The organism is Mesorhizobium wenxiniae, from assembly GCF_002284535.1.
Classification (GTDB): domain Bacteria; phylum Pseudomonadota; class Alphaproteobacteria; order Rhizobiales; family Rhizobiaceae; genus Mesorhizobium; species Mesorhizobium wenxiniae.
The window spans coordinates 1-11,452 of sequence record NZ_NPKH01000015.1 but is presented as its reverse complement, the minus strand read 5'-3'; the positions used below and the strand labels follow the sequence as shown (position 1 = coordinate 11,452).

At 60.8% G+C, this 11,452-nt stretch carries 13 protein-coding genes, 3 tRNA genes and 1 pseudogene; 9 read left to right on the top strand and 8 right to left on the bottom strand.

The window, feature by feature from the left end:
- Positions 1–30 precede the first annotated feature (30 nt).
- Positions 31–106: transfer RNA gene (locus tag CIT31_RS07895), tRNA-Thr, on the bottom strand.
- A gap of 154 nt (positions 107–260) precedes the next feature.
- On the opposite strand from CIT31_RS07895, the gene CIT31_RS34125 reads away from it, so the two are divergent.
- Entirely contained in the window at positions 261–428 is a 168-nt protein-coding gene (locus CIT31_RS34125; RefSeq protein ID WP_095518140.1) for a hypothetical protein, read from the top strand.
- Positions 429–620: 192 nt separating this feature from the next.
- Complete coding sequence (locus tag CIT31_RS07885) at positions 621–929, top strand: BA14K family protein (protein ID WP_095518142.1); 309 nt, start codon at positions 621–623, stop codon at positions 927–929.
- A gap of 154 nt (positions 930–1,083) precedes the next feature.
- On the opposite strand, the gene CIT31_RS33775 is transcribed toward CIT31_RS07885, so the two are convergent.
- The 3 genes from CIT31_RS33775 to bhcR all read right to left on the bottom strand — a co-directional run bounded on the left by CIT31_RS33775 (position 1,084) and on the right by bhcR (position 3,841).
- The gene (locus CIT31_RS33775; RefSeq protein WP_133116119.1) at positions 1,084–1,425 is read right to left on the bottom strand and encodes a hypothetical protein; all 342 of its coding nucleotides are present in this window, start codon (positions 1,423–1,425) and stop codon (positions 1,084–1,086) included.
- Between the two features lie 999 nt (positions 1,426–2,424).
- On the bottom strand, positions 2,425–2,895 hold the full coding sequence (locus CIT31_RS07870) for a YbaK/EbsC family protein (RefSeq protein WP_095518138.1): 471 nt from the start codon (positions 2,893–2,895) through the stop codon (positions 2,425–2,427).
- Between the two features lie 61 nt (positions 2,896–2,956).
- The gene (gene bhcR / locus CIT31_RS07865) at positions 2,957–3,841 is read right to left on the bottom strand and encodes an HTH-type transcriptional regulator BhcR (protein ID WP_095518137.1); all 885 of its coding nucleotides are present in this window, start codon (positions 3,839–3,841) and stop codon (positions 2,957–2,959) included.
- 203 nt (positions 3,842–4,044) lie between these two features.
- Here bhcR and gcl point away from each other — a divergent pair, with 203 nt between their 5' ends.
- Genes gcl through CIT31_RS07850 form a run of 3 tightly spaced genes read left to right on the top strand, consistent with a single transcriptional unit; the run spans position 4,045 to position 7,587 of the window.
- A complete protein-coding gene (gcl, locus tag CIT31_RS07860; protein ID WP_095518136.1) occupies positions 4,045–5,826 on the top strand; it encodes a glyoxylate carboligase in 1,782 nt (593 codons plus the stop codon).
- A gap of 19 nt (positions 5,827–5,845) precedes the next feature.
- On the top strand, positions 5,846–6,643 hold the full coding sequence (hyi, locus tag CIT31_RS07855; RefSeq protein ID WP_095518135.1) for a hydroxypyruvate isomerase: 798 nt from the start codon (positions 5,846–5,848) through the stop codon (positions 6,641–6,643).
- On the top strand, positions 6,550–7,587 hold the full coding sequence (locus CIT31_RS07850) for a 2-hydroxy-3-oxopropionate reductase (RefSeq protein ID WP_342586911.1): 1,038 nt from the start codon (positions 6,550–6,552) through the stop codon (positions 7,585–7,587). Before hyi ends, CIT31_RS07850 begins: the two co-directional genes overlap by 94 nt.
- A gap of 73 nt (positions 7,588–7,660) precedes the next feature.
- On the opposite strand, the gene rlmB is transcribed toward CIT31_RS07850, so the two are convergent.
- On the bottom strand, positions 7,661–8,512 hold the full coding sequence (gene rlmB, locus CIT31_RS07845; protein WP_095518133.1) for a 23S rRNA (guanosine(2251)-2'-O)-methyltransferase RlmB: 852 nt from the start codon (positions 8,510–8,512) through the stop codon (positions 7,661–7,663).
- A gap of 199 nt (positions 8,513–8,711) precedes the next feature.
- On the opposite strand from rlmB, the gene CIT31_RS07840 reads away from it, so the two are divergent.
- From CIT31_RS07840 to CIT31_RS07825, 3 genes are all read left to right on the top strand, one after another.
- Positions 8,712–8,796, top strand: a tRNA-Tyr gene (locus CIT31_RS07840).
- Positions 8,797–8,867: 71 nt separating this feature from the next.
- Positions 8,868–8,941: transfer RNA gene (locus tag CIT31_RS07835), tRNA-Gly, on the top strand.
- A gap of 403 nt (positions 8,942–9,344) precedes the next feature.
- On the top strand, positions 9,345–9,602 hold the full coding sequence (locus CIT31_RS07825) for a GlsB/YeaQ/YmgE family stress response membrane protein (RefSeq protein WP_095518141.1): 258 nt from the start codon (positions 9,345–9,347) through the stop codon (positions 9,600–9,602).
- 66 nt (positions 9,603–9,668) lie between these two features.
- On the opposite strand, the gene CIT31_RS07820 is transcribed toward CIT31_RS07825, so the two are convergent.
- The 3 genes from CIT31_RS07820 to CIT31_RS34980 form a co-directional block, all read right to left on the bottom strand.
- Positions 9,669–10,073, bottom strand: coding sequence for a GFA family protein (locus CIT31_RS07820; protein WP_095518132.1), 405 nt, complete (start codon positions 10,071–10,073; stop codon positions 9,669–9,671).
- Positions 10,074–10,177: 104 nt separating this feature from the next.
- The gene (locus tag CIT31_RS34985) at positions 10,178–10,651 is read right to left on the bottom strand and encodes a hypothetical protein (protein ID WP_245316141.1); all 474 of its coding nucleotides are present in this window, start codon (positions 10,649–10,651) and stop codon (positions 10,178–10,180) included.
- Positions 10,651–11,064, bottom strand: coding sequence for an EamA family transporter (locus tag CIT31_RS34980; RefSeq protein WP_245316140.1), 414 nt, complete (start codon positions 11,062–11,064; stop codon positions 10,651–10,653). The genes CIT31_RS34985 and CIT31_RS34980 overlap by 1 nt, the downstream gene beginning before the upstream one ends.
- 307 nt (positions 11,065–11,371) lie before the next feature.
- On the opposite strand from CIT31_RS34980, the pseudogene CIT31_RS07810 reads away from it, so the two are divergent.
- Positions 11,372–11,452, top strand: a pseudogene (locus CIT31_RS07810) (GTP-binding protein); the annotation flags it as partial.

Sequence of the window (11,452 nt, the reverse complement as noted above, 5' to 3'; positions counted from 1 at the left end):
GCCAATACCGGCTTAAGTCATTGATTTTGCTGGTGCCCCCGGACGGAATCGAACCGCCGACCTTCGGTTTACAAAACCGCTGCTCTACCAGCTGAGCTACAAGGGCACGGCGCTCCGGTTAGCATATTTGTTGCGCCAGTAAAGACAAAACTCTGTTTTGCCCGTGAGTGCGCGCCGGAGCTTCCGGCGCGGGCATCCTGAAAACGGCCAATTCGCCTCCTATATTGATCGAGGGTACAATCGCATAGGCGAGGGTTCGCATGATCAGACTTGTCGTCATTGCCCTGGTCGTCGTCGTGGCCTGGATTCTCCTGGTGAAGCTCATCAAGGAGCTGAAGAGCGCCAATGTCGACTGGACCGGCGTCACCACTATCATCGGCTTCATCGCGCTCGCCTTCTGGCTGCGCCATATCACCGGCATGGGCTGAGGCCCTCGCCGGCGGACTATCGACCGGCGCTCTTTGCCGGTCGCAATTGCGCGCCTGACTGCAATGTTCAGACCGGCCGCTTTTGCGCTTTCGAAAAATCCAAAAAATCATCGAACCTTTTTCCTTGCTGCAACGACTGATCGTCAAGAGGCGGATGGATCGCCTCTCTCACAACGCAGCAAAGAGATCATCATGTTCAAGCGCACCATCGTTTCCGGCCTCTTCGCCCTCACTGTCGCCGCCGCCATGCTGGCCGGCATCGTTCAGCCTTCGGCCGCCCATCACAAGCACCATCACAACAAGCACCTTGGCATCGGCATCGCCGCCGGCGTCGGCGGCTTCCTGCTCGGCAGCGCGCTCGCCCAGCCGCGCACCGTCTACATCGACGAGAACGGCGGCTCATGGCACGTCCGGCGCTGCCTCAACGGCTATCAGAGTTGCGATCCTTACGCGGACACCCATGTCGGCTACGACGGCTACCGTCACCGCTGCCGGCTTTGAGAGGAGGGGAATGGGTCAGAAGACTAGAAAGGGGCACCCCACTGGCCTTTGTCTGTCTAGGTTGCAAGTTTGAACTCAACGCCGGCAACCGGTTCCACCGAGGAATTTGGAAAATTCCCAACAGCTTAGGGCTGTTGACAAAGTCCGTTCGACCTTACTGAAGTCCAAATGCTACTCGCTTCAAAACGTCATTTACCTGAAGCCTGAAGTCGACCGTGTAGAAGATCGATTGAACGGCTGCGCCTTTGTTGATCGCTAACGCACTGTCTCGACTGAAGGCGCATCCTGTTGCGTCCAGAACGTTTGACACCGCAGTTACTTCATCGATGGTTTTTTCGTCTAGGCGATAAAATGCCGGGTATATCGGGGCGCATTTGTTTCCAGCATCTTCAATCAAGCGCCATTCCGCATCAAAGAAATATGTTGCGCGTGCGCGGGCATCTGATCGTATCCCACCATGTTCGTTGCCCCATCTGGAATGCAATGCATTGCCCAATCACCAACTGATATTAGGGCGGACGTATCTGCCTCGACCCTGTAGACTATCGAATAGATACGACTGCCAGTGAGCGGTGAGGTCAAGACGAAGTTATATTTGAAGGTCAGTTTCTGAGCTTCGTCTTCGTGGGATATGGAGATAGTTTGCAAGTATGCAGACTGAGCCTCCGGTGAGAGCGTTATTCCCTTGCGATTGTTGAGCGGTCTTTTTCTTTCAGAACGCTCCCAATCGGAATAGCGGGATCTGATAGCGTCCTCCAGCTCTTCCACGTGCATTCCAACGTGGAGCGCGGAACTTGGCAATAACCGCTCAAAGACATGCTGTGTGGGAGGTATGTTCGACGGCTTTTCGAGTTCCGAAGCCGCAGGCAGTTCAGGTAACAGCCAGAACAAAACGAACGCGGATAAGATCGCTCTGGGCACAATATCTCTCACTGATCAAATGGATGATCCGCAGATGAAGCACATCCGCCTTGGTAGTCAATGACGATTGCTTATTACGCTTAGAAATCGTCGATTTCGGGAGAGGGACGTGATTTGCGACCACGTTCTTTCGGTAAGAACGGCTCGATGATCCGCCATTCCGCATCGGTGAATCGCCTCGCGCCAGCGGCCCTGTTAGAGACAGCTTTGAATCAGGTTTGGGAATCTGGAGGGGAGGAAGACGTGGACAGCACGACCCTGACAAGGGAACTGATCGGAAGGTTTTCCGTAGCGGCCACGGTCACCACCGTCGACATCCTCCTGGCTTTCTCGCTGGCGTTAATCACGCGTTGGGCCGCCAACCCGATAGCGCGGCAAATCCACCACTTGCCTAGGTGCCAATCCTGGTCGGCATCGCCCGGGCGCTGTCCTGCTGCTCGACATGAGTTCGTTGCGGCAAGTCTACGAACGCGCCAATTGTATCTTATGGTCGGCCTCATCCTGACCGCCTGTGGTGTCGGGCTGGCAATCCTGCTCGATGTCTTCGAGATGTCGGCCAAGAGCGCTGCCAAGCTTAGCCCTGGCCATCCTGACAGATGTCGCACCATTCGGCGCCAGTCAGCGCTGCCATGCGCTCGACGCCTATTTTCACCGCCGCATTGATTGCGCCGGCCGCCGGCACGACCTGGTCGTAGACGCGCAGCGATACGTCGCAATAGACCGGCAGCGGCGAGGCGAGGCCGAAGGGGCAGACGCCGCCAACGGGATGGCCGGTGATATCGGCCACCTGGTCGGCATCGAGCATGCGCGGCTTGCCGCCGAATACATCGCGCGATTTACGGTTGTCAATGCGCGCGTCGCCGCGGGCAACGACCAGCATCACCCGATCGCCGACGCGCAGGCAGATGGTCTTGGCGATCTGCCCCGGCTCGACGCCATGCGTTTCGGCCGCCAGCGAGACAGTCGCCGAGCTTGTCGGCGTTTCGATCACCTCGACGTCGGGGGCATGTTCGGCGAAGAAGGCTTTGACGGACTGGAGGGTCATGCGTCTTTCGGGCGTCGGCTTGCTAAGGGTGGACGCAAACTTGGCCGTTGCTGGGCGGCTGTCAAGGCGAACGCACACTGCCTGTATTGAAGAGTGACCCCGGTCCGTTGCCAGCGCCTAGCGCTGACGGATTCGGCAGGCCGCCGATCATCCTGGTGATGTCGGCGGCGGCTTCATGCACCAGCGGGCCGATCTCGGCGAGCCGCTCCGGCGTCACCCGCACCGTCGGTCCCGAAACCGATACGCCGCCGATCGGCTCGCCGAACTCGTTGAAGATGGCGGCGGCCACGCAACGCATGCCGGGGTGCCGCTCCTCGTCGTCGACCGACCAGCCGCGCAGCTTGATGACCACCAGATCGCGGGCCAGCGCCGAGATGTCGGACAGGGTGTTTTCGGTGAAGCGCTCCAACCCGGCCCGGCGCAGGATGGCGCCGACGCGTTCCGGCTCGAGATGCGCCAGCACCGCCTTGCCGATGCCCGACGCATGGAAGGAACTGCGCGTGCCCGGCCGAAAGAAGGCGCGGATCGCCTGATGCGTCTCGACCTGGCTGACGAAGACCACGCAATCGTCCTCGGCGACGCCGAGATTGGCGGTCTCGCCGGTCTTCTCCATCAGTTCCTGCATGACGATACGGGCGCGATCGACCAGCTTGCGGCGGCGCAGGAACGCCGCACCCATGCGATAAGTCCCGACGCCGATGGACCACAGCTGGTCGGTGCTGTCGAACTCGACCATGCCGTGGTTTTCCAGCGTCATCAGCATGCGGTAGGCGGTGGATGCCGCAAGGTCGCTCTGCGCGGCGATCTCGCTCAGCGACAGCCCGCTGCCTTCGGCGACGATGCCCAGAATGCGCAGCGCCCGGTCGAGCGACTGCACCGAAGCGGCGTCGGACGGACCGTGGAAGGCACGCGGACGTCCGCGCTGGCGTTTTTCGGTGGTTTCCATGGGGCATTCTTGCCGATCTCGCGTCGAATACGCAATGAAAAAGTTTTCCACTGATCTGCCAAGCCGAACCTGTGGAAAACGGATCGTTGAACGAAATCAATGGCTAGCCGTCACTTCTTAGAAATGAAAAAATATTTTGAAAAAATTGAAAAATAGTCGGCGCACTGGCATTCTCGGCCATCAACAATTCCGTGGAGGCGGACATGGCAAGGATGCGCGCGGTCGACGCAGCGGTTCTCGTTCTCGAAAAGGAAGGCATCTCCTGCGCCTTCGGGGTGCCGGGCGCGGCGATCAACCCGTTTTATTCGGCGCTGAAGGCGAGGAGCACCATCCGCCACATCCTGGCGCGCCATGTCGAGGCGGCCTCGCACATGGCCGAAGGCTATACCCGCGCTAAATCAGGCAATATCGGCCTGTGCGTCGCCACTTCGGGTCCGGCCGGTACAGACATGATCACCGGGCTCTATTCGGCCGCGGCCGATTCCATCCCGATCCTCTGTATCACCGGCCAGGCGCCGCGCGCGCGTCTCAACAAGGAGGATTTCCAGGCCGTCGACATCGCCGCCATCGCCGCGCCTGTCGCCAAATGGGCGGTCACCGTCATGGAACCCTATCTGGTGCCGATGGCGCTGCAGAAGGCGTTCCACTTGATGCGCTCGTCGCGGCCCGGTCCGGTCCTCGTCGATCTGCCGGTCGACGTGCAACTGGCCGAGATCGAGTTCGACATCGATGCCTATGAGCCGCTGGTGCCGTTCAAGCCGGCCATGTCGCGCGGCCAGGCCGAGAAAGCCTTGGCGATGCTCAACGCGGCGGAAAAGCCTGTCATCGTCGCCGGCGGCGGCATCATCAACGCCGATGCTTCGGACCTGCTGATCGAGTTCGCCGAAGTTGCTGGCGTGCCTGTGATCCCGACGCTGATGGGCTGGGGCGCGATCCCCGACGACCACCGGCTGATGGCCGGCATGTGCGGGCTGCAGACATCGCATCGCTACGGCAATGCGACGATGCTCGAGGCTGATTTCGTCTTCGGCATCGGCAATCGCTGGGCCAACCGCCACACCGGCTCGGTCGACGTCTACACCAGGGGCAAAAAATTCATCCACGTCGACATCGAGCCCACTCAGATCGGCCGCGTCTTCGCGCCGGACCTCGGTGTAGTGTCGGATGCCGGTGCGGCGCTCAAAATGCTGCTCGACGTCGCCACCGAGTGGAGGACGGCGGGAAAATTGCGCGACTGGTCGGGCTGGGCCAGGGAATGCCTTGCCCGCAAGAAGACGATGAAGCGCAAGACGCATTTCGACCAGGTGCCGCTGAAACCGCAGCGTGTCTATGAGGAGATGAACAAAGCATTTGGCCGCGACACCACCTATGTCACCACGATCGGGCTTTCGCAGATCGCCGGCGCGCAGTTCCTGCATGTCTACAAGCCGCGCAACTGGATCAATTGCGGCCAGGCCGGCCCGCTCGGCTGGACGCTGCCGGCAGCACTCGGCGTTCGCGCCGCCGATCCGCACCGCAATATAGTGGCGCTGTCCGGCGACTATGATTTCCAGTTCATGATCGAGGAGCTGGCGGCCGGCGCGCAGCACAGATTGCCCTATATCCACGTCGTGGTGAACAATGCCTATCTCGGCCTGATCCGTCAGGCGCAGCGCGGCTTTTCGATGGATTTCGAGGTCAGCCTCGCCTTCGAGAACGTCAACCGGAAGGACGACCCTGAGGCTGGCTACGGCGTCGACCATGTCGCCGTCGCCGAGGCGATGGGCTGCAAGGCGGTCCGGGTGCGCAGGCCGGAGGAATTCGCCGGCGCCTTCAAGCAGGCGCAGCGCCTGATCAAGGAGCACCAGGTTCCCGTCGTGCTCGAATTTATCCTCGAACGCGTCACCAACATTTCGATGGGCACCGAAATCGACAAGATCACCGAATTCGAGGAGCTTGCCGAGAGCCACGAGGATGCCCCCACGGCGATCGTCATGCTTGATTAGACTCTACGGAGAAAAAAGAATGCCGCGTTTTTCAGCCAATCTTTCGATCCTCTTTGGCGAGCACGAGTTTCTTGGCCGCTTCGAAGCCGCCGCCCACGCCGGCTTTAGGGGTGTCGAATATATCGGGCCTTACGACCATGCGCCGGAGGTGGTTGCGGCGAGGTTGAAGAAGAACGGCCTGACGCAGGTGCTGTTCAACCTGCCAGCCGGCGATTGGGGCAAGGGCGAGCGCGGCATCGCCGTGTTGCCGGATCGCGTTCCCGAGTTCCGGCAAGGCGTCGCCAAGGCGATCACCTATGCGCATGCGCTGGGCTGCGAACAGGTTAACTGCCTCGCCGGCATTGCGCCGCAGGGCCTCGACCGGAGTGTGCTGGAAGACGTCTTCGCCGAAAACCTGGCGTTCGCGGCGGAGAAGCTGGAGCAGGCCGGCATCAGGCTGTTGATCGAGCCGATCAACACGCTCGATATTGCCGGCTTCTTCCTGAACTATTCGGATCAGGCTCTGGCGCTCATCGACCGCGTCGGCTCGAAGAACCTGTTCCTGCAATACGACATCTACCACATGCAGATCATGGAGGGGGATCTCGCCCGCACCATTGAGGCAAACCTCGACCGCATTGCGCATATCCAGCTTGCGGACAATCCCGGCCGTCATGAGCCGGGGACGGGCGAGATCAATTTTCATTTTCTGTACAACCACATCGACAGTATCGGCTATTCCGGCTGGGTCGGGGCGGAATACAAGCCGAAGGCCGGCACGGAAGCCGGACTGGGCTGGTTCAGGAAATTTGCAGGGCAGGGCAGTGCGGCGGCGTAGGGCAGGCCGGGGATTGGCGTAGGGCAGGCCGGGGATTATTGAAACGGAGAACAACAATGGACACCATCGGTTTCATTGGCCTCGGCATCATGGGGGCGCCGATGGCTGGGCATCTGCTCGACGCGGGCTACATCGTCGTCGCCAGCGATCACCGCTCGAAACCGCCGGCCGATCTCGTCGACAAGGGTCTGAAGACCGTCTCCGGCCACAACGCCGTTGCGAAAACGGCCGATATCATCGTCACCATGGTTCCCGACACGCCTGAGGTGGCCGATGTGCTGTTCGGCGACAACGGCGTCGCTGCCGGCCTGACCGAAGGCAAGCTGGTCATCGACATGAGCTCGATTTCGCCGATCGAGACCAAGGCTTTTGCCAAAAAGATTAACGACTTCGGGTGCGACTATCTCGATGCGCCGGTGTCGGGCGGCGAGGTCGGCGCCAAGGCCGCGTCGCTGACCATTATGGTCGGCGGCGAGGAAAAGGCCTTCGAGCGCGCCAGGCCGGTGTTCGAAAAGATGGGCAAGAACATCACGCTGGTCGGCCCCAATGGCGTCGGCCAGATCACCAAGGTCGCCAACCAGATCGTCGTTGCGTTGACCATTGAAGCGGTCGCCGAAGCGCTTGTTTTTTCATCGAAAGCCGGGGCCGACCCGGCCAAGGTGCGTCAGGCGCTGATGGGCGGGCTCGCCGCCTCGCGCATCCTCGAAGTGCATGGCGAGCGCATGATCAAGCGCAGCTTTTCGCCGGGGTTTCGCATCGAACTGCACCAGAAGGATCTTAACCTGGCGCTGGAAGGGGCCAAAGCGCTCGGCGTTTCGCTGCCCAACACCTCGACGACGCAGCAATTGTTCAACTCCTGCGCGGCCAATGGCGGCGCCAAGGAGGATCACTCGGCGCTGGTCAGAGCGCTGGAGCGGATGGCGGGACATGGGCTAGGGGAGTAGGGCAGTAGGGGGAGGTCAAAATTCACGGCATCCGACAAACTGCACTTCGCTACTCCCTCACTGCCCTATTCCCCTACTGCCCTAGAAATTTCCTCGCTGCATAAAGGCTCACCGCCGCGGCGTTCGACACGTTGAGCGAGCGGATGGCGCCGGGCATGTCGAGGCGGGCGAGCGTCGTCACCGTTTCGCGGGTCTTCTGGCGCAGGCCTTTGCCCTCGGCGCCCAGCACCAGCGCGATCTTTTCTCCCGAAAAACTCTTTTCGAGTTCCGCCGGTCCGTCCGAATCGAGGCCGACGGTCTGGAACCCGGCCTCGTGCAATTGCCCGATCGCGTCCGCGAGGTTTTTCACCTCGATCTGATCGATATGCTCCAGTGCTCCGGAGGCCGATTTCGCCAGCACGCCGGATTCATGCGGGCTGTGGCGCGCCGTGGTGATCAGCGCGCCGGCGCCGAACGCGACCGCCGAGCGCAGGATCGCACCGACATTGTGCGGGTCGGTGACCTGGTCGAGCACCAGCACCAGCGTCGTATCGCCGAGCGCATCGAGCCGCTTGGGTTTTAGCGGCTCGGCCTCGATCAGCACGCCTTGATGGACGGCGTCGGAGCCGGTGACTTTGTCGATGTATTTTGGCTCGACCAGTTCCGTCTTGAAGGGCAGGGCGGCGAGGTCGGCGATCGCCAGCCGCTCGGCGGCGTTGCGCGTTACCAGCATCTTCTTGATCCGCCGGCGCGGGTTGTCGAGCGCTGCTCGCACCGTGTGCAGGCCGTAAAGCCGCACCAGGCCGTCCGCTGCTGTCTCTCCTGGCGGCACCGGCTGGCGCGGCCTGAACGCCGGCGCGCCACCGCTCTTCTCGTCGCGATGCGCTCGGCGCAGTTTGGCGTAGTGGGTGTCTTTTGGCGTTTTGGGCTTGTTGTCGTTGCTCATGGCCGGTTCTATAGCTGTGTCGTGTGTCTATGGATACAGCCGGATACCCTCCTCGGCGGGCCGTCCGGAAATTCAACGCGTTTTGCCGGGACGTTGCGGTTGACAGTTTTGGGCGCTGCCGCCATAAGGCGCTTCGCGAAGGGCTGCTCACGCGGTCGCGACGCGTCGATGCCTCGTTGCATGGCTCCGGCGGCAGACTGGAGAGGTGCCCGAGTGGTTAAAGGGGACGGACTGTAAATCCGTTGGCTATGCCTACGTTGGTTCAAATCCAACCCTCTCCACCACTGCCGGCCCGGAAGCCCTGAAACGCAAAGCATCGGACCGAAAAGTGCATAGCGGTTTTCGGGCGAAAGGCGCGGGTATAGCTCAGTGGTAGAGCAGCAGCCTTCCAAGCTGAATATGCGGGTTCGATTCCCGCTACCCGCTCCAGATTTCCACACGCAAGATCAAAGTGCCAGAACTCAAGGTGCTAGAGCATTGCGCGCCCGGTGGACGCGCAGGGCTCCAACTCGCTGGCTGTTGAACGCGGAAGCGATCTGATGCTGTTGCGGCACCTGTCCGTTCGGCGCAACTGATCGACGACGGGCCCGGCAAAGCCGCGGATAGTTGCTTGAGCAAGTCCTGCTCGTTCAGCCCTGTCCTTTGCGCGATCTCGCGAATGATCTGTGGGTCCAGCGCATTGCCCGGGTCGTTGGCCTGCCGTTCCATCTCCACAATGACGCATCCGGCCGAATTTCAAGCTGGTTGAGCTTTCTGTAATCATGAAATTCAAGTTGTCTTGAGCTTTGCTTAATAATGTGGAAGTAATCGGTTGCGGGGAATGGAGAGGAAAATGTCACTATTAAGCTGGATCATCCTTGGCGCCATCGCCGGCTTTATAGGCAGCAAGATCGTCAACAAGAGCGGGCAGGGCCTTGTTCTTGATATCGTACTCGGGATTGTCGGCGCTGTTGTCGGCGGCCTGATCTTCAGCGCCTTCGGCGCGTCAGGCGTTACCGGCCTCAACATCTACAGCCTGATCGTCGCCGTGCTGGGATCGGTGGTCGTTCTGTGGGCCTATCACCAGTTCACCGGGAACCGGGCTCTTTAGAAATTAGAAGCCAGGCAGAGCTGTCGCTTCGGCAGCCTGCCTGACGGCAGCCACATCGCCAGGTTCTTATTCAGCACCTTCGGCGACATGCTCTCCATATTGGGGCAGGTCATCGGTGATTGTGGACCACTTCGCCTTGGAGCCGACAAAGATGTGCTGCGTCGGACGGATGGTCGGCTCGTCGACGAGGGTTCCCATGGCGACGTGCACGAAGGCGCCGTCGCGGACGACCGAATAGAGCAATGAGCCGCAGGTCTTGCAGTGCCTGTCATGGCCGGCCTCGTCGCCAAAGGTCAGGAGGTTGTCCTCGCCTTTGGTCAGGTTCAGTCTCTCACGCTGGATGCCGGCAAACGGCTTGAATGCTGAACCGGTGGTGCGCCGGCAGTTCGAGCAGTGGCAGTTGGCGGCGTAGATGAACTCGTCGGCCACCGCGTATTGCACTGCGCCGCACAGGCATTTTCCGGCAAGCATGCGGTTGCTGGCATTCTGTTTGCTTACGTTCAGGCTGCTTTCATTCTCTTGACTTGTCACGGGTTTCTCCACTCAGCCGACCGTTCCTGGTGCAGTTTCGAGGCCTAGGCCACCACGGTCAGACGGCGCCTGCGCTCGTCGAGCGACACGATGGTCAGCCCGCTGGCCACCACCAGCAGGATGCCGCCGATCGCCAGCGCGTTCGGCAATTGCTGGAACACCACCAGACCCGAAATGACCGCCCAGACGGTGAAGCAGTAATAGAACGGCGCCACCACGCCGGTCGGCCCGACGCGATAGGCCATGAAGATGAAGAAGTGGCCGAAGATCAGGAACAAGCCGGCCCCGGCCATCAGCAGCAAATGATGCGTCTCGGGCATCACCCAACGCTCGGACATCAGATGCGCAGCGCCTGAGCCGACCAGCACCACCACCACTGCGGAAATTGCGACGATCATTCCAGGCACATCGGCGGCAACCCGTCGTCCGGCGAGATCGCGCGCGGCGGCGAAAGCCGCGTTGCCGAGCGCCAGCAAGGCGTAGACCGAGATACCCTGCATGGTCGGCTGCGTCACCATCACCGCTCCGATGAAACCAAGCCCGATGAGCGCCGTGCGCAGCCCCCGATGCGTTCCCGGAACAGGATAGAGGAGCCAATCAGCATGAGCAGGGGAGTGATCTGCCCCAAGGCGGTCGAATCGGCGATCTGCATGTTGGCGAGCGCCACGACGTAGCAAAGGATTGCCGCCAGCTCGAGCAGGTTTCTCTGTAACACTCTCCTGTCGAGGATCAGCGGGATCTGCTTGGCGTAACCTAACGAAAGCAGCAACGGGATGCCCCACAGCGTTGCCGCCGCCCCGCGCAGAAACAACACCTCATAGGGTGGCAGCCCCACCGTCGCCAGCTTCATCATGGTGTCGTTGACGACATAGGACCCGGTCGAGAGGATCATGAACAGCGGGCCGCGGATGGCGATCGGAATGAATTGCATCGGATCAGGAAATCAGACCGGCGCCACACCGGCAATGGGCCAGATCCGGCTGTAAATCCGGCACGGCGAACAGGCCGAAGCGGCGATATCCACCCGTTGAATGCGGATACCTGCGGAACCTATCTTCGGCCATTCCATTCCTTCTTGTTCGTTCCTATATCCGCGCCACATCCCCGAAAACCGGATCATGGGTTCAGACCGGGTGAGAAAGCCCCCGGCCACAAGGCACTTGTGTTTTTCGGCCGTTGTCGCTAAGCGCCCCGCATTCGACTGAACTGAAGGTCCAGGCCGTCCAAGGAAAGAGACTATGGCAAAAGGTAAATTCGAGCGTACAAAGCCTCATGTGAACATCGGCACGATTGGCCATGTCGATCATGGCAAGACGTCG

What these genes read in the sequence shown, in the direction of transcription:
- CIT31_RS34125 (WP_095518140.1), top strand. Translation starts at nt 261, where the DNA reads ATGATCAGACTTGTCGTCATTGCCCTGGTCGTCGTCGTGGCCTGGATT.
- CIT31_RS07885 (WP_095518142.1), top strand. Translation starts at nt 621, where the DNA reads ATGTTCAAGCGCACCATCGTTTCCGGCCTCTTCGCCCTCACTGTCGCC.
- CIT31_RS07870 (WP_095518138.1), bottom strand. Translation starts at nt 2,895, where the DNA reads ATGACCCTCCAGTCCGTCAAAGCCTTCTTCGCCGAACATGCCCCCGAC.
- bhcR (WP_095518137.1), bottom strand. Translation starts at nt 3,841, where the DNA reads ATGGAAACCACCGAAAAACGCCAGCGCGGACGTCCGCGTGCCTTCCAC.
- gcl (WP_095518136.1), top strand. Translation starts at nt 4,045, where the DNA reads ATGGCAAGGATGCGCGCGGTCGACGCAGCGGTTCTCGTTCTCGAAAAG.
- hyi (WP_095518135.1), top strand. Translation starts at nt 5,846, where the DNA reads ATGCCGCGTTTTTCAGCCAATCTTTCGATCCTCTTTGGCGAGCACGAG.
- rlmB (WP_095518133.1), bottom strand. Translation starts at nt 8,512, where the DNA reads ATGAGCAACGACAACAAGCCCAAAACGCCAAAAGACACCCACTACGCC.
- CIT31_RS07825 (WP_095518141.1), top strand. Translation starts at nt 9,345, where the DNA reads ATGTCACTATTAAGCTGGATCATCCTTGGCGCCATCGCCGGCTTTATA.
- CIT31_RS07820 (WP_095518132.1), bottom strand. Translation starts at nt 10,073, where the DNA reads ATGCTTGCCGGAAAATGCCTGTGCGGCGCAGTGCAATACGCGGTGGCC.
- CIT31_RS34985 (WP_245316141.1), bottom strand. Translation starts at nt 10,651, where the DNA reads ATGGTGACGCAGCCGACCATGCAGGGTATCTCGGTCTACGCCTTGCTG.
- CIT31_RS34980 (WP_245316140.1), bottom strand. Translation starts at nt 11,064, where the DNA reads ATGCAATTCATTCCGATCGCCATCCGCGGCCCGCTGTTCATGATCCTC.